The sequence below is a fragment of the Wolbachia endosymbiont (group B) of Athalia cordata genome (genome assembly GCF_947251845.1).
In the GTDB taxonomy this organism is placed as follows: Bacteria; Pseudomonadota; Alphaproteobacteria; order Rickettsiales; family Anaplasmataceae; genus Wolbachia.
In genome coordinates this window covers 83,893-105,339 of sequence record NZ_OX366383.1, presented here as the reverse complement: position 1 = coordinate 105,339, position 21,447 = coordinate 83,893, and the positions used below count along the sequence as shown (strand labels likewise).

Genomic DNA, 21,447 nt, shown 5'->3' with positions numbered 1-21,447 from the left:
AAGCCAGTAGTATAGCTTAAGAATTTTAGCAAATAAAAAATTTAAGTTAAGTTTTTAGTTTATGATACCAAAGTAGATAAATAAGTGTTCCGCTTAAAGGGAATAGACTTGATATTAACAATGTTTTTATAGAAGTCTCGTATATTACCCAACAGCAAAAAGATACAGCCACACCTCCAATTAAAAATTTGCAGTAGCTTTTGTCTTGTATATTAACTTTGAGAAAAGCAAGGCTACATGCTAAGTAGATAAACAAAAATGACACCACAGAGATATCAATTATTGAAGTTACTTGCTCAGCAAAACTTTTGTTTGACGTTAGGATAAGTAAAACTAACACCCCCAAAGTACTGAGTATTATTCCCCATAATGGAGCATCATGCTTATTTTTTTTGCCAAAAAATTGCGGCATTAACTTGTCTTTTGCAAGGCCTAAGGTGACCTGTCCATCAGCTAAAAACCAAGCATTTAAATTACTTACAGAAACGATAAAGGCAACAACAGAAATAATTAAATGCCAATTACCTGGAAACATAATTTTTATCGCATCAACATATGGTGCTTTTGAACTAGCTAGGTCATTACCACTTATCAATCCCATAATTGAAAGACTATTGATGAAATATATCACAGCAACACAGACTGTTCCAAGCACTATAGCCCTTGGTATTGTTTTAGAGGGATTATTGACAGATCCTGCAGGTGCTGTTGCTGATTCAAGCCCAATAAAACACCATAAAGTAAGGAGTGTAGAACGAGCAAGAGTTTGTGATATTGTAAAGTTTGATACTTCCTCGCTTACAATAAAATTATTTTTATCAAAGAAAAACAACCCTGCAATAGGTATTGCGAGAAGTGCAATAATTTTAACAATGGTCAGCAGAACCTCAACACGGCCAGCAGTAGTTACTCCTCTTAAGTTTATTAGCATAATAGCTAAAATTAATATTATTTCTAAAAGCAAACGTATATCTTGTATATCATTATGAAAAAGTGGAGCTAAATAACCGATACTTGCAATCGTTACAGCAGTTGAGCTAACCCACGAACTTACCCAATATGTCCAACCAACAAAAAAAGCTGCTGTAGAACCAAAAGCATGTTTCACATAAATATGAGGACCGCCCGTTTCTGGAAATTTTGCGCAGAGTGAAGCAAAAACCAAAGCTAGAGATATAGCACCAAATCCTGAGATTACCCAGCTTATAAGGCTATAAGCGCCATACGGAGCGAGGCTAATTGGAAGCATGAAAATTCCAGAGCCAATTTGGCTACTAATCACCAAGGCGAAAATAGCAAAAAAACCTATCTTATTTGACACAGTAATCTTTATCTTAATAGATTAATAATATAATTGAAGCTCAGAAATTTCAATCGATCTTTTTTATACAAAATTTGCATTTTTTTAATTTAAGCATATTTTTATTTATGCATATAATAAAAAAAGCTAAGAGAATTAATAACAGATGAAGTCATAGATGCAGCAATATCTTATCAGATAAATGAGATAGAAGTTCCTGCAGAACCATCTACTTATCTTGAAAAGATGAAAGCATTTTTTGCAGGGCATACAAGATTCTCTGCTGCTTAGAGCTCTGAGACTTGCCTAAGCTTTGATTGTGAGTTAGGCGTGAAGCTAAAATTGGTATTTACAATTAACTCACAGCAAACTAAACGATGGCAATCTGGCCGTCTTCTAATTTTTCCTTATTGATTTGTAGCAGATTCTTTGTTATGGTTATGAAAAGAAACCTCATTAGTATACTTTGATAGGTGAGTATTACATATGATAATATTGATAACAAATGATGATGGTTTTGAAAGTGAAGGAATAAGACTACTTAGAGAAATTGCACACAATTTTGCATCGGAAGTATGGATAGTGGCACCAGATACTGACAGGAGTGGATCTGCAAGATCTCTTGATTACCCAGTGAAACAATCTATTAGAATAAACCAACATAGTGAAAGGGAGTTTAGTGTGTCTGGTACTCCCTCAGATTGTGTTATTATCGCGTTAAATAAAATTATGAATAAGAAACCAGACTTAATATTATCTGGAGTAAATATTGGATCAAATGTCGGAGATGATATTTGTTATTCAGGCACAATCGGTGCTGCAATGGAAGGTGCTGCAAGATCTATACCTTCTATTGCGCTGAGCCAAGTTTATCATGATAAAATAGACTGGAACAATACAAAAGTTTTTGCACCAAAGGTTATCAGCAAGCTAATGAAAGTTGGTTGGCCTAAAGATATAGTGATGAGTATAAATTTTCCTGCTACAGAAAAAGTGAAAGGAGTAGAATTTGCTGAACAAGGTGAATATAACATTGATGGTGATTTAACTTTTACTGAAAACTTAAATGGTTCTTTGAGCTTAAATTGGTCTCGGGAACACTCAGGCAGTGGTAGTGTAGATAAAATAAAAGGAGGTTTTATTACTATTACACCGATAAAATTAGATTTTACAGATTATGATACATTAAATGCTATGAAAAATTCTTGTGCAGAGGAATTTTCTTCTATAGCTAACACTCCTATTGCTTCTGATTAGATATTTTCTACGATTTTATCGCGAGCAATCATTTTTTCTTCACCCGTGTCCATGTTTTTAATTTTTAAAGTTTTACTGCTTAGCTCTTCATCACCAAAGATTAATACAACTTTTGCATTTGCTTGATTTGCTTTTTTCATTCGGGTTTTTAGAGTTCCACTATGTTCATAAACTACGTATAAACCATTTCTGCGTAATTCACTTGCAAGTGTTAGAGCATGTTCTTCAGCTTCTCCACCGATTGGAATTATATAAATAGGCCTCTCTTTTTTTTCAGCATAGTTGATTAATTCCATTATGCGTTCAATACCTCCTGCAAATCCTATCGCTGGAGTGTGTTTTCCACCTACTGAAGATACTAGATTATCGTATCTTCCACCGGCAAAAACTGCTCCTTGTGCACCTAAATCTTCTGTGACAAATTCAAATACTGTGTGACAATAATAGTCTAGACCTCGAACTAATTTGCTATTTACAGTGTAAGGTATGCCAAGAGCTTGGAGTCCATTTAACACCTGGTCAAAGAAATATGAAGATTCTTTTGTATAATAATCACTGATTTTTGGTGCGTCAGAGATTATTTCTTTATCTGTCTTATCCTTAGAGTCTAATATTCTGAGTGGGTTTTTAATCAATCTATTTTGACTATCTTCTGATAGGTCATTTTGAAACTTTTTTAAATACGATATCAAAGCTTCTCTATACTTACTTGTTGTTTCACTATCACCCAGAGAGTTGATTTCCAGCTTTACATTTTTATTGATGCCAAATTCAGTTAGTAAGTGCTGAGCGAGTGATATCAATTCAATATCAGCTTTTGGATCTTCTATGCCAAAAACCTCAAAATTTATCTGATGAAATTGCCTTTGTCTTCCCTTTTGCGGTCTTTCATAGCGAAATGCAGGCCCTATTGAAAATAATTTTATCGGCGTTTGCAGTTTTTTTTCAATGAGTAACCTAACAATAGCTGCAGTGAACTCAGGACGCAGAGTTATGCTCTTTCCCCCTTTATCATTAAAGGTGTACATCTCTTTAGTGATGATATCTGAGCTATCACCTAAAGTCTTTGTGAAAACTTCCGTATATTCAAATATCGGAGTTTGAGCAGGCAAAAAGCCGTATAAACTTGAGATTCTATTTGCTGTTTGCTCTATGTATTTAGATTTATACCATTCATCAAACAGGAGATCTTTCGTTCCTCTAACTGTTTGATTAGTCATAGCATAGTCTCTATACCTGAAACTTCTGGTATGTGATAGCTTAGCATATTCTGCACTCCTTGCTTTAAAGTAATTGCAGCACTTGGGCATCCGGAGCAAGCTCCTTGTAACTCAACATAAACTATCCCGTCTTTATAGCCACGAAATTTGATATCACCACCATCTTGAGCAACTGCAGGTTTAATATAACTTTCCATCAATTCTTTTATTCTATTTACAATTTCTATATCATTTTCATTAAAGAATTCTTCCTCTAGCATTTTATTATCACTTACTCCTTCTTTATCAAATGCTTTTCCACCAGAAGTAAAGTGATCCATAATTGTAGTTAAAATTTCCACCTTTACTATATCCCAATTCATTCTATCTGATTTTGTTACCGAAATAAAATCATGACCAAAAAATACTCTTACAACATGTTCTATTTGAAAAAGATTTACTGCTAGTTTGGAGTTCTTTATTTCATCTGCATTTGAAAAATCAGCTGTTTCTCCTTCGCTCAGAATTTCAAAACCAGGAAGAAATTTCAGCGTGTTTGGGTTTGGTGTTTCTTCAATCTGGATAAACATGTTATTTACCATGACAATTATAATTGTTACTATTTAATCATAAAATGATAAAAAAATATACATGTCATTCATCTTCTTCCTTTTTTTGATATTCACAATAATCACGTTTGTTTTACCTAGCGTTGTTGTATTTTTTCTCTTTTTGGCAAAGAGAAATAACATAAGTTTTATGATGAACTCTATATTAAGTAAGTTTTTGAACGAATTTAACAGCAGTAAAAGTTACACCAAAAATTACACTGGTGATAATATGTCCAAAGATGAAGCATTAAAAATACTGGGGCTGAATTCCGAGGCAAGCCAAAATGAAATCAATAAGGCATACCAAAATTTAATGAAACTGGTCCATCCAGACAAGGGAGGCTCGGAATATTTTGCACAAAAGTTAAACGCAGCACGTGATAGATTGCTAAAGACCTAATTTTTAACTATTGTTTTCTCTGTAAATTTTACTTGTAAATACTAAATCATGTGATACAAAGCCAAGGGCGTTGTCTTATAGGAGGTATTTGATGCGAAAATACAGAATAGAAGAGTTAAGGAATAAATTGTTTATTGCTATAAACAAACTTGATTTTGAGAAAGTTAAAAGATGTGTTAGAAAGGCAAAGATTAAAGGTGTACAAAACGATATTATTAATGGTAAGCAATATGGCATGGCACCTATACATTTTGCTACTTACAGAGCTAACTCAAAGATATTGCAGTTTTTGATTAACAATGGTGCTCGTGTTAATGCTGTGAGTGATGCGTGCATTGTTCCTTCCGTATCCATTGTTGTAACATATGATATGGAGAAAGTTGTATTTGATTGTATTCACGGCAACACTAGCTTTCAAGGAATGCAAAATTTTACAGCTTTACACTTAGCACTTTATCAGTGTCGATTAGATATAGCAAAAGTTCTGCTTGATAATAATATTGATATTAATATTAGAAGTACAAATGGCAAAATAGCATTTGAGGTTATTCCAGGTTATGAAAGTCTTTGCAGTGATGGCTGTGACATAAAAAAAATATTCTTAGCTGTGTTAAGATTTCATAAAAATAATTGTACAGAACTATTACTTTCTGCTAGAATAAATACTAAGTTAGAATTAGAAGCTGGTGATACTCCAGATCCTGAACCAAGTAGTGCAGTAAAACCTTTTTCTTTTATTAATAGTATATTTAGTTGGGTAACCACTGCCACACTCAATGGCTTATTCAGCAGTTCTCCTACTTTACTTCCTGCACAGCAATCTGTTGATCACTTCGCTGGTAGCCCAATTGGTTCTTCACAAGTTGATTTTAATTCAACAGCTCTACTAACTGATGTAATGATCAGAAAGTTCACAGAGAAAAAATACTCAAGGCCACTAGAAGATTCACTTCTCACAATACAAGAAATTAGAGAAAGAAGGCTTAACACTATAGAAAAAAACTTCGAGACAGCACTTAGTAAGTGTGAAAAACTTTATCAACATCCTGAAAGTTCATTAAGCAATTTAACGATACCTAAAGGTATGCATCAAAAGTCCCTCTAAATCAGTTAAAATAAGCACTCGAATTCGAGTGCTTTATTTACAAAACTTATCCCTTATTTCCTTTTCTAAAGCATATTGCTTCTTATTAAGAGCAAAAAAATTTGAATAAGGAAGCTCAGCATGTCTTGTGCGAAAGTTAAAGTGATAGATTGCTGAAGACCTAATTTTTAACTATTGAAATTTTTTCTCTGTAAATTTCACTTGCACATACTAAATTGTGTGATATAAAGCCGGGAACGTTGTCTTTTAGGAGGTATTTGATGGAAAGACAAGAAATAATTGAGAGCCTGAGAAAAAAATTATTTTCTGCTATAAACAGAGATGATTTTGAGAAAGTTAAAGAATATATTGAAGAGGCAGAACATAGACACATAAAAAATGAGATTTTGAATAATGAAAAATATAGTATGAAGCCTATGCATTCTGCTACTTACATAGGTAACTTAAAGGTATTGCAGTTTTTGTGTGACAGTGGTGCTGATGTTAATACTACTATTAGCAGTCGATATTTGAGTACTCCCTTACACATTGCTGCTATTAATGGCAAACTAGAAATAGCACAGTTTTTACTTGATCGTGATGCTAACATCAATGCTACAAATTATAAAGGCTTTACACCTTTGTACTTAGCATTTAACCATTGTCATTTAGATATGGTAAAACTCCTACTCTGTAGAGGTGCTGATGCTAGTATTCAAAGTCAGTACGGCAAAACAGCATTAGATGTTGTTGGAGGTTATAGAAAAGATAGATGTAATAGCAATAGTAAAATTCAAGAGATAGAATATGTATTGAGCAGTGCTACTGAAGATGATTGTGAAGCAAAATTAACTTCTATAAAAGCAGGTGTTAAGGTAGGGTTAGACGCTAATGACGCCACAGATTCTGTAAGTAGTGCAGCGAATCTTTCATTATTCCCTACCAAAGCAATCAAGATAGAATTGGAAGTTAGTAATACCACAGACTTGACAAGTAGAACAGTGAATTCTTCCTTCACTCTTATCAGAGAAAATTTTGAAGAAGTTAGCAGCACTGCAAGCAATGCAGTAAAACCTTCTTCTTTTATTAATAGTATATTTAGTTGGATAACTACCACCATCAGTGGCTTATTCAGCAGCGCTCCTGCTTTACCTACTGTACAGCAATCTGTTGCACATTTAACTGGAAGCCCAATTGGTTCTTCACAAATTGATTGTAATGGAACAGTTCTGCTAACTGCTGTAGCAATAAGTAAGTTCACAAGAAAACAACATTTTAGGCCACTAGACGATTCACCTTTGACAGCAGAAAAAAATAAAGAAAGAGAACTTGACATTATAGAAAAAAAATTCGAGACGGCACTTAGTAATTGTGAAAAACTTTATCAATGTCCTCGAAGTTCATTAAGCAATTCAACAATATCTAAAGGTGTATGTCATCAAAAGTCCCTTTAAAACAAGCACTCAAATTTGAGTGCTTGTTTTTGTGAAATCTACTCTTTAAAGTTAAACTTTTTATTGTTTATTAGCGTTAAATTGTTACAATACAATGAGTTAAGATGACAAAGCTTTAAGTTATGGAAGATGATAGCAAAAAAGAAATAATAGAAGAAAAAGGTATATTAGGTTGGATAGAGTATAGACTGCCTATATTTTCTTTTCTAAAACATACTGCTTCTTATCAAGTACCAAAAAATTTAAATTATGCTTGGAATTTTGGTTCTTTAGCTGGTATAGCGCTGATTTTACAAATAATAACAGGTATATTTCTTGCCATGCACTACACTCCGCATGTTGATCATGCATTTAATAGTGTGGAGCGTATAATGCGTGACGTAAGTTATGGATGGCTGATACGTTATACTCATGCTGTTGGGGCGTCGCTCTTCTTTATGGTGGTTTATGTTCATATCATGCGTGGATTATATTACGGATCTTATAAGAGACCGCGAGAAATGGTATGGTTTATTGGCATATTTATATTTTTTGCAATGATGGCAACTGCCTTTATGGGATATGTTCTTCCATGGGGACAAATGAGTTTTTGGGGTGCAACAGTTATAACTAATTTATTCTCGGCTATACCTTTAATTGGTGATAAAATAGTTATATGGCTATGGGGAAGTTTCTCTGTTGATAATCCAACGCTCAATCGTTTTTTTGCGCTGCATTATCTTATGCCTTTCATTATTATCGCTTTAGCTATGTTGCATGTTGTTGCTCTGCATAGGTTTGGCTCTAATAATCCAAGTGGAATAGAAGTCAGGTCAGATAAGGATACCATTCCTTTTTATCCTTACTATATAGCAAAGGACTGCATAACTTTTGGTTTATTTTTTATAATTTTATTTGCATTTGTTTTTTATGCCCCTAATTATCTTGGGCATCCTGATAATTATATAGAGGCTGATCCTATGGTAACTCCAGTACATATAGTGCCAGAGTGGTATTTCTTACCTTTTTATGCGATGCTGCGTTCAATTCCAAATAAACTTATTGGTGTACTTACCATGTTTGGATCTATTTTAGTGTGGTTTCTTTTGCCTTGGCTCGATAAATCAAAGGTTAAAAGTGGTTCCTACCGTCCATTATTTAAGAAATTTTTTTGGGTTTTTGCAATAAATTTTGCATTTCTTGCCTGGCTTGGGGGACAAGAAGTTAAGGAGCCTTACATTACTTTAAGTAGGCTTTCAACTCTTTATTATTTTTCATATTTTGTGATAATTTTACCTTTACTTAGTAAGTATGAGAAACCAAAAAAATTACCAAAAACAATAAGCGATTCCGTGCCGGAGATGAAGTGATGCTATTGGTGAAAGTTGCTGTGTTTTGTGTATTATTTTTCGCTAATTCTCTATCTGCAGAGGAGTTTAAACCTTTACCAAATAAGAAAATCGACTGGAGTTTTGATGGAATTACTGGATCTTTCGATAGAGAGTCAATTCAGCGTGGCTATAAAGTATACAAGGAAGTCTGTGCTGCTTGCCATTCAATGAATAGAATAGCGTTTCGTAACTTGCAAGATGTTGGTTTTTCCGAAGAGGATGTAAAACAAATTGCAGCCTCTTACCAAGTGAAAGATGGTCCAAATGATTTGGGTGAAATGTTTGATAGGCCGGGAGTGTCTTCGGATTATTTTATTGCACCTTTTGATACAAAAGAAGCAGCTGCAGCAAGTAATAATGGTGCAATTCCACCAGATTTATCACTCATTGTTAAAGCAAGGCACGATGGTGCAAATTACATCTATTCACTGCTCATTGGTTATCAAAATGGTGAACACGATGAGAACGGTTTATATTTTAATCCATATTTTTCAACAGGCAGGTTAGCTATGGCACCACCATTATCTGAAGGAATGGTAGAATATGATGGTGCAAGGCAAGCTACAGTTGAAAGTATGTCATATGATGTGGTAAATTTCTTACAATGGGCAGCAGAGCCAGAAATGGAACGCCGACATAAACTTGGGTTAAAAATAGTGACATACTTTATAATTTTGACGGTGTTTTTTGTATTAACCAACAACAGGATTTGGAGCAGTCTCTATAAAAAGAAAAAATAGAGTTTTTTATGTTCATTCTTTCATACCTTATTTACACTAGCAAATGTATTGTATAGTAATAAATACATTATGAAAATATAAAGGTATGGAATTTCAAATAGTTACACATTTTCAGCCAGCTGGAGATCAACCACAGGCAATAGACAACTTAGTTGCAGGGTTAAATAGTAATAAAAGAGATCAGGTTTTGCTTGGAGTTACTGGCTCTGGAAAAACCTTCACTATGGCAAATGTTATTGCAAGAACAAACAGGCCTGCATTAATTATGGCACATAATAAAACTTTAGCGGCGCAGCTTTACGAGGAGATGAGAGGATTTTTCCCTCACAATGCTGTTGGATACTTCATTTCTTATTATGATTATTATCAGCCTGAGGCTTATTCGCCACAAACAGACACTTATATTGAAAAAGACTCTTTAATAAATGAAAGAATTGATATGCTACGCTATTCTGCTATATGCTCTCTTTTGGAGCGTAGGGACACGATTGTAGTTGCGAGTGTTTCTTGTATATATGGTCTTGGTTCGCCTGAGAGCTATCTCAGCATGACCTTGACTTTAAGTGCTGGAGATAAGATTCATGTTAATGACTTTCTGAATAATTTAGTTAATCTCCAATATAAACGTTCTGATGTCAGATTTGAGCGAGGATATTTCAGAGTGCGCGGCGATATTATTGATATATTTCCTGCCTATTATGAAAATAAAGCTTGGCGTTTATCATTGTTTGGTGATGAAATAGAGGAAATTTCTGAGATTGATGCCATGAACGGCAATATTATCAGACGCATAGATACAGTCACCATTTTTCCAAATAGCTATTACACTACATCACGTGAGACTCTTTTGCAAGCAGTTCAATTGATTAAAAAAGAACTACATGAACGCCTGGATTATTACTATTCACAGAACAAAATTGTTGAAGCAAAACGCCTTGAGCAGCGTACTAATTTTGATATTGAAATGATGATGGCAACGGGAGTGTGTAAAGGTATTGAAAATTATTCGCGTTATCTTTACGGAATGAAAGCCGGAGATCCACCGCCTACATTGTTTGAGTATTTACCTAAAGATGTAATTTTATTTGTTGATGAAAGCCATGTAACCGTTCCCCAGATAGGTGCAATGTATAGCGGTAATGAAGCACGTAAAAAGAAATTGATAGATTATGGTTTTAGGCTACCTTCTGCTTTTGATAACCGTCCATTAAAATTGGAAGAGTGGGAGGCAATACGGCCACAGACTATTTACGTTTCGGCTACTCCAGGAAAATATGAATTAGAAAAGACTAATCACGCATTTATAGAGCAAGTTATCCGCCCAACAGGATTGACAGATCCCATCTGCATCATAAAACCAACAGGGAGTCAGGTTGATGATGTGATTCATGAGGCACAAGTGACGATAAAAAAAGGGTTTTGTATTCTAATTACCACATTGACAAAAAAAATGGCTGAAAAACTAGCTGAGCATATGAGTGAGCTCAGTATGAAAGTAACTTACCTACATTCAGATATTGGTGCACTGGAAAGAATTGAAATTATATGCAAATTAAGATCTAAAGAAATAGATGTTCTTGTTGGCGTTAACTTGTTGCGGGAAGGTCTTGATATTCCCGAGTGTGGATTGGTTGCAATTTTAGATGCTGACAAAGAAGGGTTTTTACGATCAGAGACTTCGCTCATTCAAACGATAGGTCGTGCTGCACGAAATGTTGAAGGCAGAGTAATTTTATATGCAGACAAAATTACTAATTCTATGGATCGTGCACTGAAAGAAACTGAAAGGAGAAGAAAGAAACAGACAGAGCATAATACACTGCATAATATTGTACCAAAAACTATAATAAAGCCTATATCAAATACTTTACGGGAAAAAGTGGTGATTGAGGATTTTAGTCAGAATGATCTAAGCAGTTTGAAAAAACAAATGTTGAAGCATGCTGAAAATTTAGAGTTTGAAGAGGCAGCAAAAATAAAAAGTATTATTGAAAGGTTTAATAATAGATCCACTGCATAATTAGAAAAAAGATGAATAATTAATAGCTAAACTGACTTTGATTTATCAACAATTTGAAAAAACATCATTCGAGTGGCAGAAAAATGAGCCAGTTCATGATAATTTCAAATTTTCACCTTTTATCTTATAGGTAATGATTGTTGAACTTATTTCTTTCTTGAGATTATGTACAGACTCTAACAAATTAAATCTCACAACAAATTTGTTGTTTCATAGCTTTTATATCATACTACAATTGCAACTGTTTTAACAATAATCAGAGCCTAAAAGAGGTTTATTATCAATGGACTATTTATAAAAAATCTTATGGAAAATAAAGCTTGGTTCATTTGGCTAATCAGTAACTTGATTGTTGTATTCAGCAATATGCAGATAATCTACACCTTTATAAGCGTGAATCTTGAAAAAGAACTTGGGCTCACAATCGCGCAAGTTGCACTAGCTAATTCAGCATATACTTGGACTTTTGCTATCTCACAATTTTTTAGTGGGGCAATGTTTAATGTTTTTTCCAGCAAAAAAATTTATTTTTTCTCATTGTCAATCATGCTCTTTGGTTTTTTTGTCCTTATCAAGAGTGACAATTTTGCCCATTTAATTTTATCTCAATTTTTGATCGCAATTGGAGCATCGTTTGGTTTTATTGGCGCTGCTCATGTAAGTAGCACATATTTTCCCCTTACTCAATTTGGACTGATGTTCTCACTAGTGCAGACAATTTCAAGTCTTTCTGCTTTGATGATTCAAATGTGCTTCTCTAGCTTGCTTGCCGAAGGTGCAGATTGGAAAAATCTTATTGTATGCGTAATATTATTTGGCGTATCGATATTTGTACTTATGTTTTTTTATCCGAAAGGACTTTCAAAAAAAAATTTGGGGGAATACACAATAAAGAGCTCTATAAAAACAGTAATATGTTCTGTACTAACAGTGCTAAAATTAAGAGATATCTGGATAACCTCAATAGTGGGTGCTATTACTTTTGGAACATTTTTAGCGCTTAATATGCTGTGGGCACCAAGGTTACTAAGCAACTTAGAACTCAATACAATGGAGTTAGGTGTGGCAACTGCAATATTGTGGCTTGGTCTTGCAGTTGGTGCTCCAATTGCAGATCTAATCTCAAATCTATTTAAAAATAGAAGGCACGTAATCTCTGCTTTTGCCACATTGCAAAGTATTTCAGCTATTATTTTACTATGCGGTAATTTAACAGTTCATATTATATACTTTTGTATGTTAATGTTTGGTTTTTTTGCAGGAGGACATATGCTTAATTTTACTGTTGGTAGTGAGATTGTTGAGCAGAAGTATATTAGCACATCATCATCCATTATCAATGGATTTATGTTTGTTATGAGTGGAATTTTAGTGTCAATTTTAGCACTTTTTTCAGATCATCAAATGGCGCTTTTCACAATATTTGCAATGTTAACATTTGCTAGTATTTTTAATTATGCTACAAAAGAAACATACTATAAAAATAAAGTAGCTGAATCTTGAGTCGATTGTTATATTATATTAACATACTGTAATAAATTATGACAACAAAAGACACAACAGTAACTAAGGCAACAATAGCTGAATGTATAAACCAGGAAATTGGATTATCGAAAGAAGACTCTATTGCAATAATAGATGATATATTGGATGAGATAAAAACGAGCTTAGCAAAGGATGGAATAGTAAAAATATCTTCATTTGGAACATTTTTGGTTAAAAACAAGAAAGAAAGACCAGGAAATATACCAAAGACATCGGAAAGGGTAGTAATTAAAGCGAGAAAATCAATTTCTTTTAGACCTTCAAAAATGATGAAGAAATTAATAAACAACCGATGAATAAGGAAAAATTATTTTACACAATTGGAGAAGTAGCTGAAGAACTACATTTGGAGCAGCATGTTTTAAGATTCTGGGAAAGTCAATTCCATCAAATTAAACCCATAAAACGGAAGGGAAGAAGACTATATGATCATAAGTGTATAGAGGCAATAAAGAAAATAAAATATATGCTATATGACAAAGGATATACAATAAAAGGAGTACAAAAGGAATTTGGTAACGATGTAAGAATTGATCATTATTCAAGAAATTTGTTGAAAGAACTTACCGATTTAAGAGACTATTTGACTGATAAAATAAATGAAGAAAGTAATAAATAGACGAAAAACACTATAAAGTTTTGTGAAAGTTGATATATCTAGAGATAAGTGTATGTGTCGTATAGCCTTGTTCTTTATATTATCAGCAATACTGATAAGCTGTGGCCTACAAAAACCTGCACCTGTACTACTTAAAGGCGAAGAATTTTATGGGAAAAGAGACCTAGAGTACACAAGGGAGTATCATTTGATTAAAGAAAATGTTGATTCTTCGCTGCGAAAAGAAAGTAGAAAAGCCTTTGTAGATAAGGTATATAACAATAATGCACAAAGCATGTGTAAATTTGTAATACCGGTTAAAGGTGCAGTTACCTCTTCTGATAAAATATGTCAAGATGGCATAAAAATTACTGCTCAAAGTGGAACAAAGGTTATTGCTTCTGCACCTGGCAAAGTAATATACGTAGGCAAAGGCCTGAGGTGGTACGGAAATTTAATTATAGTGGAACATAAAGATAATTACATGACTATGTACTCCTATTTAAAAAACATACAAGTTGAAATTGGTGATAAAGTAAAACAAGGTCAAGTAATTGGATCTGCAGGTAAATCAAGCACACAAGATAAAGATCCGCAGATGTGTTTCACAATAAGGCATAATGGTCAAGCAGTCGATCCTTTAGTACATATAAACTGTGATTGAATTTATGAAATATAATTTTAAAAACGTTGAAAAATTCTACCAAAATAAGTGGGATTTTTCTGTAAGCAAAGATAGTAAAAAGAAGAAATGTTACGTGTTGGAAATGTTTCCATATCCATCTGGTAAGATTCATATGGGGCACCTGCGTAACTATGCAATAGGAGATGTTATAGCACGTTACAAGAGAGCTCATGGATTTGAGGTTTTGCACCCAATTGGCTGGGATGCGTTTGGATTACCAGCTGAAAATGCAGCAAGGGACAATAATATTAACCCTGCGGCGTGGACAAAAGAGAATATAGACAATATGCGTGCACAGCTAAAATCTATAGGTCTTTCCTACAATTGGAATCACGAGCTTTCCACATGTGAGCCTGATTATTACAAACACGAACAGAAATTTTTTCTGGATTTTTTAAAGCATGGTCTTGCCTATCGAAAAGAGTCGTGGGTTAATTGGGATCCAGTGGACCAAACAGTGCTTGCAAATGAGCAAGTGGTTGATGGAAAAGGATGGCGATCAGGTGCAGTTGTTGAAAAACGTAAGTTATTCCAATGGTTTTTAAAGATTACTGATTTTGCTGAAGATTTGCTTCATTGTCTGCAAAGTTTAAAAAATTGGCCAGAAAAAGTCAAAACTATGCAAGAGCGCTGGATAGGAAAATCTGAAGGGGCAACTATAGATTTTGAAATAGTTGGCTTGAATAAGAAGTTAAAGATTTTTACAACTTCTCCTCATACTTTATTTGGAGCTTCTTTTCTTGCAGTAGGAGCAGAGCACCCTATTGTACAAGACCTTAAAGACAAAGAAATAAGAGACTTTATTGGTAATATGAAGGCAAAGGGGGAGAATGATGAAAAAATAGGAATTTACACTGGATTAAACGTAAAACACCCATTTCTTGATAAAGAATTACCACTTTATATAGCGAATTTTGTGTTGATGGAGTATGGAGAAGGTGCGATTTTTGGTTGCCCTGCACATGATCAGCGTGATTTTGAATTTGCACAGAAGTATGGTTTACCGATTATTCCTGTAGTTTGTGAAGAGACCACAGAGATCTTAAAAGAACCGTACTTCGGTGATGGAGTGATGTTCAATTCTGAATTCTTAAACGGACTAATGATTAATGAGGCAAAAAAAGTAATCATAAAAAAACTTGAAGAAAAAGGAATAGGTAAGAAAACAATAAACTATCGTCTACACGATTGGGGAATTTCAAGGCAACGTTATTGGGGATGTCCTATACCTATTATACATTGTAAAGATTGTGGAATTGTTCCAGTTCCAGAAAAAGACCTCCCTGTTGTTCTACCAACGGATGTAGAATTTACAAGTGGTGGTAATCCCCTGGATAAGCACCCAACCTGGAAATTTGTTGATTGTCCAAAGTGCGGAAAGCAAGCAGAACGTGAAACTGATACATTTGACACTTTTTTTGAATCTTCTTGGTATTTTGCTGCATTTTGCAGTGAAAATAAATCGATTAATAAAGATACTTGTAATCGTTTTATGCCTGTTGATTATTACATAGGTGGAATAGAACATGCAATTCTACATTTGCTTTACTCAAGGTTTTTCTGCCGTGCTTTAACTAAATGTGGCTATTTTGACGTTAAAGAGCCTTTCTCTACTTTAATCACTCAAGGAATGGTCTGCCATATAACTTATAAAGATGAGAATGGCAAATGGCTCTTTCCCGAAGAAGCAAAAGAGTTGATTGCGAAGGGTGCTAAGATCCAAGTTGGAAAAGTCGAAAAGATGAGTAAGTCAAAGAAGAATACAGTTGACCCAAACTTTATCATAGAAAAATACGGTGCTGATACTGCTCGTTTGTTTGTATTATCCGATACCCCCCCAGAAAAAGATATGGAATGGTCTGATGATGGCGTGGAAGGTTGTTTTCGCTACATAAATAAATTGTGGCGTATGGTAGTGCAACTTAGGCCCGTAAACATACACTATGATAATGAAAACATTGTAGGTAAACTCCTAGAGTACAGAAAAAAAATCCACAAACTCTTACACGGACTTACAGATGACTTGGAAAACTGCAGATTAAACTGTGTGGTAGCAAAGTTTCGTGAAATGACAAATTTAATAGCTGAAATAGACGTAAAAACTGGAAAATCTCTTATTGATGAAGGTATATGCATACTAATCAGAGTAATTGAGCCATTCATGCCACACTTAGCTGAAAATTTATGGCAAGAAATAGGAGGCAAAGGTATGCTATATCTAAAGCCTTGGCCAAAAGCTGATGAATCACTACTAATTGATAATATGGTAACTGTAGCAGTGCAGATCAATGGAAAGTTACGTGCGACCATTGAAGTGGCAACTGATTTACCTCAAGAAAAATTGAAGAAAATAGCAACAGATTCTGTATCTAACAAAATCGATCAAAGCAAAATTCGCACTATATATGCTGTACCAAATAAGGTAGTAAACATAGTTATATAAAAATTTTGAGTAGCATGTCCCTAATTTCGTAGGTATACTTTTTTTGATATGAGATTATATCTTTTTTAATATAAAGGATATATACTTGTGCATTATATATTTTTTTGTATGGGTAGTTATATGAAAATAAAAGGATTGTGTGTTTTAGCTGTGTTGCTCACTTCATCTCTAGCAGGTGGTGCAGCTAGTAATAAAGCAGCTAGTAATAGTGCAAAAGAGCAGTACTACGCAGGTTTAAACTTTGGTGGTGGATGGGGCACTGGATTAAAAATAAAACCTGGCTTAGTTTTTGGTTATAATTATGATAAAAGCTCTAAGTTTGAACTTGAGATTCTCACCGACGTAAGTGATATGTTTGGTGCAGCAGACAAGAAAATGGGAGCTAGTTTATTAGCACATTACCGTTATTATCCTGACGTTGACATTGATCCTGTGAAACTATATGTCAGTGGAGGTTTAGGAGGACATCTACAAGTATATCCTTTTGACATTGTTGGCACTGAAACACTAGATAAAATACTGGGTGCTATTTCGTACAAACTGAAGGCTGGTGTTGATTATGAAGTTGCTCCACAGATAGTTGGTACAGCTGCTTTAACCGTAGGCGGGCAACTGAGTGGTTTAAAAGCAAAACAAATACCAGATGCGATGCTGGAAGTAGGAGTACGTTATAGTTTTTAATGCTGGATGGCATTGTGTACATGTTTAGGTGTAACCACAAGCGATGCTCAAAACTTGCTGCTAGCATGTTTGAACACTTATTCCAGCCTGTTTTAAGGAAGTAATGTGTATGAATTATATGAGAACGACGAAAGTGTTAGCTGTGCTGGTTGCTTTAGCAAGTACAGCTAGTAATGGTACAAGTGAGTTAGAAGACCAATATGAAGATCAACACAAAGACCAGTATGAAGACCAGTACAAAGATCGGTATGAAGAGCAATACGAAGACCGGTACGAAGATCAGTACTATGTAGGTTATGTAGGTTTAAACTTTGGAACTCGATGGGGTGCAAGCTTTCAATTGAAACCTAGCGTTGTTTTTGGTTATCATCATAACAAAAATTCTAAGTTTGAACTTGAGGTTCTTGCTAACATAAGTGATATAACTGATAAAGTAAAAAGAAAAGTAGGAACTAGTTTGTTGGCAAATTACCGTTATTACCCTGATTTTGACATTGATCCTATTAAACTATATGCTAGTGTAGGTTTAGGTGGATATATCCAAGTATTGCCTTCTTTTGGCTTCGGTGGCAGTAGTACAGGTGAAACTACAGGCAAAAATGTTGCAGATAGAGGTGATTCAGGTAACATTGTGGATAAAGATGGTACAAAAAACGATAATAAAAGGAAAGAGGAAGAAGAGAGTCAAGAAGCTCCAGCTCTACTAGCTGCTGATGGAAGCAAAGTAACGTCTGATCCATCTTTAGTAGACAAAATACTGAGTTCTATTTCCTATAAACTAAAGGTAGGTGTTGATTATGAATTTACTCCGCAGATAGTTGCTACAGTTGCTATTGCTGCAAGTGGGCAATTCAGTGGCTTCAAGCCACCAGTACAAATACCAGATGCAATCATAGAAGTAGGCATACGTTATAATTTTTAAGCTATGAACACTTTGAATCCCTATACACAGTTGTATGCTTGGTGCTATATATGTGCTATTTGCAAAGGTATTCTGTTTATGCTAACATTAAGCTAAACCTTAAGCAATAAAATCAGAAGCATCAACTCCCCGCTGCAAGCAAGCAGCAATTACAGTGTTCATCATAAGAAATGCTATTGTCATTGGGCCAACACCCCCGGGTACTGGAGTAATAGCCTTGACTTTTTCTTTTACTCCCTCAAAGTCAACATCACCCACAAGCTTACTTTGATTTCCCAAGTTAACGCTATTTATGCCAACATCGATCACTATTGCACCTTTTTTTATCCAATCTGCTTGAACAAAATTTGGCTTTCCAACTGCTGCAACTACTATATCCGCTTTAGAGCAATAATCAGCTAAATCCCTACTTTGTGAATGCAAGATGGTAACGGTACAATTTTCCTGCAACAATAAGTGAAACATCGGCTTACCCACAATATTTGATCTGCCAATAATCACCGCATTTTTACCGGACAGATTATTTTCAACTGACTTAATTAAATGTAAAGAACCTTTAGGAGTACAAGGTATCAGACAATTTTTTTCACCTTTAACTAACCTGCCAACATTCTCATCATGAAAGCCATCTACATCTTTTTCAACACTTACTGTATTAATTACTTTGCTTGCACTGATGTGCTTTGGTAAAGGTAACTGAACTAAAATTCCATGAACAGATGAATCTTCATTTAATGTATTAACTTTTTCAATCAATTCATCTTCTGAAATACTATCAGGCAACACAATAGTTTCAGAACTTATACCCATTGATTCCGCTTTTCTTTGTTTATTACGAACGTAGACCTGACTTGCTGGATTGCTACCCACAAGAATTACTTTAAGGCAAGGAAAAATATTATGCTCTCTCTTTAAAACATCAATTTTTTGTGATAGCTTCTCACAGAGATCATTCGCTATTTTTTTACCGTCAATAATCATTGTCACTTCCTTGCCACTCCTTGAAATCAGGTAATGCGATATCAAACAAATTCAATACTTTACCAACAGAATGATTTACAATATCATCCAAAGATTTTGGTTTAATATAAAAAGCAGGCATTGGCGGAGCAATAATTGCTCCCATCTCCGTTAGTTTTAACATATTTCGGAGATGTCCAAGATGTAGTGGAGATTCTCGCACCATAAGAACTAATTTTCTTCTTTCTTTTAGAGTTACATCTGCAGCCCTTGTTAATAGATTGGAAGTCACCCCCGATGCTATTTCAGACATTGTTTTCATAGAACATGGAGCAATAACCATACCTGAGGTTTTAAATGAGCCGCTTGCTATTTTTTCTCCTATTTTTTCTTCAGAATAGTAAAAATCTGCAAGCGACATAATATCTTCAAGTTTTTCTTTAATCTCATGAGCTATAGTTATTTTTCCAGCACTGCTGATCACTAAATGAGTTTCATGATTGGTATTTTTTAGTGCCTCTAGAATCCGTACACCGTAAATAGAACCAGATGCTCCACTTATTCCAATTACAATCCTACTATTCACCTTCGTAATTCATTCCCAATGCACGTTTGTAGGTATCAAGTAATATTTCCTGTTCCTCCCTGTCATCATCATCCATCTTTCTTAGCCTAATAATCTGTTTCATCACTTTTATATCCCAACCTTCATCTGCAGCTTTTGCATATACATCACGAATGTGATCTTGCACATCCCTCTTTTCTTGTTCAAGTTTTTCGATTCTCTCTATATAGCTCTTCAAATCTTCAGCCGTTATTTTTACTGTATCTTCCATAGAACCCAACTAATTAATTGCTACTACAGTATTATCAGTTTTTACTTGTACTTCAATCATAGTAATAATATTTTTATCTTTTTTTAAAATCTTAAAGTAAAAACCGTACATGGAAAACTCTTCATTTTCTTCAGGAATGCGCTCTATCTCGTTTACAATCATACCTGCTAGAGTTGTAGCTTCTTCATCAGGAAGATCCCAATGTAACTGTCTATTAATATCCCTAATAGTAGATTTTCCTTCTATGTGATACATATTATCGGATATCTTTTTTATAAAATTCTCTGTGATCAAATCATGTTCATCTGAAATTTCTCCAACTATTTCTTCCAGTATATCCTCAAGAGTTACGATTCCCTGTAGTGCTCCATACTCATCAATAACAAATGCAAGGTGTTTCCTGTTTTTACGGAAGTTGTGAAGTTGTACACTGAGTGGCGTACTTTCTGGTATAAACCAAGGCTTTGACATAACTTTGGCAATCTCTATTTCATTATCCTTTTCACGCAAGGCATTTATTAGATTTTTCACGTGAACCACTCCAACAATATTATCTGGTTCTTTTTGCCATAAAGGTACTCTGCTATGGCTACTGGTTAAAATCTCTCTTATTAACTCTTCTTTGTTTCGATCTATATCAAGAGAAAATAAGTTTCTCCTGTGGGTCATAATTTGTGATATTTCTGTCTCAGCCAAATCAAGTATACTATTTAGCATATCTAAATCCTGTTGTAACATAGTGCCCTCACTGCGGTGAAGAGTAATCATATTACGCATTGCATCTGCTGCAGATATTACCTCCCTATTCTTATGAAGCCCACATAACTTCAGAATGATATTGACAATAAACTGAATGCCTAATGTCAATGGAGAAAGAACCTTGACAAAAAACAGCATAAAATAAGCAGAAAGTAATGTAAATTTTTCAGGATTTTGCATGGCGTAAGTTTTTGGTAAAACTTCACAAAATAGCAAAATACAAAACGTCATCATGAATGTTGAAAGAAATATGCCCTCACTCCCAAAAGAATTTATAAATATTACTGTAAATAAAGCAGAGCAAGTAATGTTAATAATTGTATTACACAGTAATATTGTTCCTATTGTTAATTCTTTTTTACCTAACAAAAGCTCTATTATCTTGGCTTTTTTGTTACCTTCTAGCTTTAGTTTATTCACTCGGGATCGGCTAATTGAGGTTAACCCTATTTCTGCTCCTGAGAACAAAAACGATAAAATCAATAAGAAAAAAATTGCTGACAATACTGAAATCAATAACCAATCCATTAAAGTATGATGTTATTGCGATATAGAAACAGAGTTGATTTTATATGTTGTAAGA

At 34.4% G+C, this 21,447-nt stretch carries 21 protein-coding genes; 14 read left to right on the top strand and 7 right to left on the bottom strand.

Annotated features, from left to right (window positions below; genetic code table 11):
* Positions 1 to 46: 46 nt before the first annotated feature.
* A complete protein-coding gene (locus OPR30_RS00600) occupies positions 47 to 1,321 on the bottom strand; it encodes an APC family permease (protein ID WP_265030773.1) in 1,275 nt (424 codons plus the stop codon).
* A gap of 465 nt (positions 1,322 to 1,786) precedes the next feature.
* Here OPR30_RS00600 and surE point away from each other — a divergent pair, with 465 nt between their 5' ends.
* Positions 1,787 to 2,557, top strand: a complete 771-nt coding sequence (surE, locus tag OPR30_RS00595; RefSeq protein WP_265030772.1) for a 5'/3'-nucleotidase SurE — start codon at positions 1,787 to 1,789, stop codon at positions 2,555 to 2,557.
* Here the strand turns inward: surE and hisS are convergent.
* Positions 2,554 to 3,777: a histidine--tRNA ligase gene (hisS, locus tag OPR30_RS00590; protein WP_265030771.1), complete on the bottom strand. Its 1,224-nt coding sequence runs from the start codon at positions 3,775 to 3,777 to the stop codon at positions 2,554 to 2,556. The two genes, surE and hisS, sit on opposite strands and share 4 nt — an antisense overlap.
* On the bottom strand, positions 3,774 to 4,346 hold the full coding sequence (locus tag OPR30_RS00585) for a NifU family protein (RefSeq protein WP_006015115.1): 573 nt from the start codon (positions 4,344 to 4,346) through the stop codon (positions 3,774 to 3,776). The genes hisS and OPR30_RS00585 overlap by 4 nt, the downstream gene beginning before the upstream one ends.
* Positions 4,347 to 4,515: 169 nt before the next feature.
* Between OPR30_RS00585 and OPR30_RS00580 the strand changes: the two genes are divergently transcribed.
* The 13 genes from OPR30_RS00580 to OPR30_RS00520 all read left to right on the top strand — a co-directional run bounded on the left by OPR30_RS00580 (position 4,516) and on the right by OPR30_RS00520 (position 18,309).
* Positions 4,516 to 4,767, top strand: coding sequence for a DnaJ domain-containing protein (locus tag OPR30_RS00580; protein WP_236607909.1), 252 nt, complete (start codon positions 4,516 to 4,518; stop codon positions 4,765 to 4,767).
* A 91-nt stretch (positions 4,768 to 4,858) separates the two neighbouring features.
* The gene (locus OPR30_RS00575) at positions 4,859 to 5,872 is read left to right on the top strand and encodes an ankyrin repeat domain-containing protein (protein ID WP_265030770.1); all 1,014 of its coding nucleotides are present in this window, start codon (positions 4,859 to 4,861) and stop codon (positions 5,870 to 5,872) included.
* A 260-nt stretch (positions 5,873 to 6,132) separates the two neighbouring features.
* Positions 6,133 to 7,305, top strand: coding sequence for an ankyrin repeat domain-containing protein (locus OPR30_RS00570; protein WP_265030769.1), 1,173 nt, complete (start codon positions 6,133 to 6,135; stop codon positions 7,303 to 7,305).
* Between the two features lie 122 nt (positions 7,306 to 7,427).
* Positions 7,428 to 8,654, top strand: a complete 1,227-nt coding sequence (locus OPR30_RS00565) for a cytochrome b (protein WP_264376635.1) — start codon at positions 7,428 to 7,430, stop codon at positions 8,652 to 8,654.
* Positions 8,654 to 9,415 carry a cytochrome c1 gene (locus OPR30_RS00560; protein WP_265030767.1) on the top strand — a complete coding sequence of 254 codons (762 nt, stop codon included), beginning with the start codon at positions 8,654 to 8,656 and terminating at the stop codon, positions 9,413 to 9,415. Before OPR30_RS00565 ends, OPR30_RS00560 begins: the two co-directional genes overlap by 1 nt.
* An 85-nt stretch (positions 9,416 to 9,500) precedes the next feature.
* A complete protein-coding gene (gene uvrB, locus OPR30_RS00555) occupies positions 9,501 to 11,435 on the top strand; it encodes an excinuclease ABC subunit UvrB (protein ID WP_010402971.1) in 1,935 nt (644 codons plus the stop codon).
* A 306-nt stretch (positions 11,436 to 11,741) separates the two neighbouring features.
* The gene (locus OPR30_RS00550; RefSeq protein WP_264376050.1) at positions 11,742 to 12,938 is read left to right on the top strand and encodes an MFS transporter; all 1,197 of its coding nucleotides are present in this window, start codon (positions 11,742 to 11,744) and stop codon (positions 12,936 to 12,938) included.
* A gap of 38 nt (positions 12,939 to 12,976) precedes the next feature.
* Positions 12,977 to 13,276: an integration host factor subunit alpha gene (locus OPR30_RS00545; protein ID WP_007302154.1), complete on the top strand. Its 300-nt coding sequence runs from the start codon at positions 12,977 to 12,979 to the stop codon at positions 13,274 to 13,276.
* A complete protein-coding gene (locus tag OPR30_RS00540) occupies positions 13,273 to 13,599 on the top strand; it encodes a MerR family transcriptional regulator (RefSeq protein WP_012481900.1) in 327 nt (108 codons plus the stop codon). Before OPR30_RS00545 ends, OPR30_RS00540 begins: the two co-directional genes overlap by 4 nt.
* Positions 13,600 to 13,651: 52 nt before the next feature.
* Positions 13,652 to 14,242, top strand: a complete 591-nt coding sequence (locus OPR30_RS00535; protein ID WP_007302156.1) for a murein hydrolase activator EnvC family protein — start codon at positions 13,652 to 13,654, stop codon at positions 14,240 to 14,242.
* Between the two features lie 4 nt (positions 14,243 to 14,246).
* On the top strand, positions 14,247 to 16,706 hold the full coding sequence (gene leuS, locus OPR30_RS00530) for a leucine--tRNA ligase (protein WP_265030765.1): 2,460 nt from the start codon (positions 14,247 to 14,249) through the stop codon (positions 16,704 to 16,706).
* A 120-nt stretch (positions 16,707 to 16,826) separates the two neighbouring features.
* Complete coding sequence (locus OPR30_RS00525) at positions 16,827 to 17,387, top strand: hypothetical protein (RefSeq protein WP_265030764.1); 561 nt, start codon at positions 16,827 to 16,829, stop codon at positions 17,385 to 17,387.
* 109 nt (positions 17,388 to 17,496) lie between these two features.
* Positions 17,497 to 18,309 (top strand): cell envelope biogenesis protein OmpA, encoded by an 813-nt coding sequence (locus tag OPR30_RS00520; protein ID WP_265030763.1) that lies wholly within the window; start codon positions 17,497 to 17,499, stop codon positions 18,307 to 18,309.
* Positions 18,310 to 18,408: 99 nt separating this feature from the next.
* On the opposite strand, the gene folD is transcribed toward OPR30_RS00520, so the two are convergent.
* Genes folD through OPR30_RS00500 form a run of 4 tightly spaced genes read right to left on the bottom strand, consistent with a single transcriptional unit; the run spans position 18,409 to position 21,392 of the window.
* A complete protein-coding gene (gene folD, locus OPR30_RS00515; RefSeq protein WP_265030762.1) occupies positions 18,409 to 19,296 on the bottom strand; it encodes a bifunctional methylenetetrahydrofolate dehydrogenase/methenyltetrahydrofolate cyclohydrolase FolD in 888 nt (295 codons plus the stop codon).
* Positions 19,280 to 19,855 (bottom strand): UbiX family flavin prenyltransferase, encoded by a 576-nt coding sequence (locus tag OPR30_RS00510; protein WP_265030761.1) that lies wholly within the window; start codon positions 19,853 to 19,855, stop codon positions 19,280 to 19,282. The genes folD and OPR30_RS00510 overlap by 17 nt, the downstream gene beginning before the upstream one ends.
* Entirely contained in the window at positions 19,848 to 20,105 is a 258-nt protein-coding gene (locus OPR30_RS00505) for a DUF2312 domain-containing protein (RefSeq protein ID WP_006014634.1), read from the bottom strand. The genes OPR30_RS00510 and OPR30_RS00505 overlap by 8 nt, the downstream gene beginning before the upstream one ends.
* A 9-nt stretch (positions 20,106 to 20,114) precedes the next feature.
* Complete coding sequence (locus OPR30_RS00500; protein WP_265030760.1) at positions 20,115 to 21,392, bottom strand: HlyC/CorC family transporter; 1,278 nt, start codon at positions 21,390 to 21,392, stop codon at positions 20,115 to 20,117.
* Positions 21,393 to 21,447 lie beyond the last annotated feature (55 nt).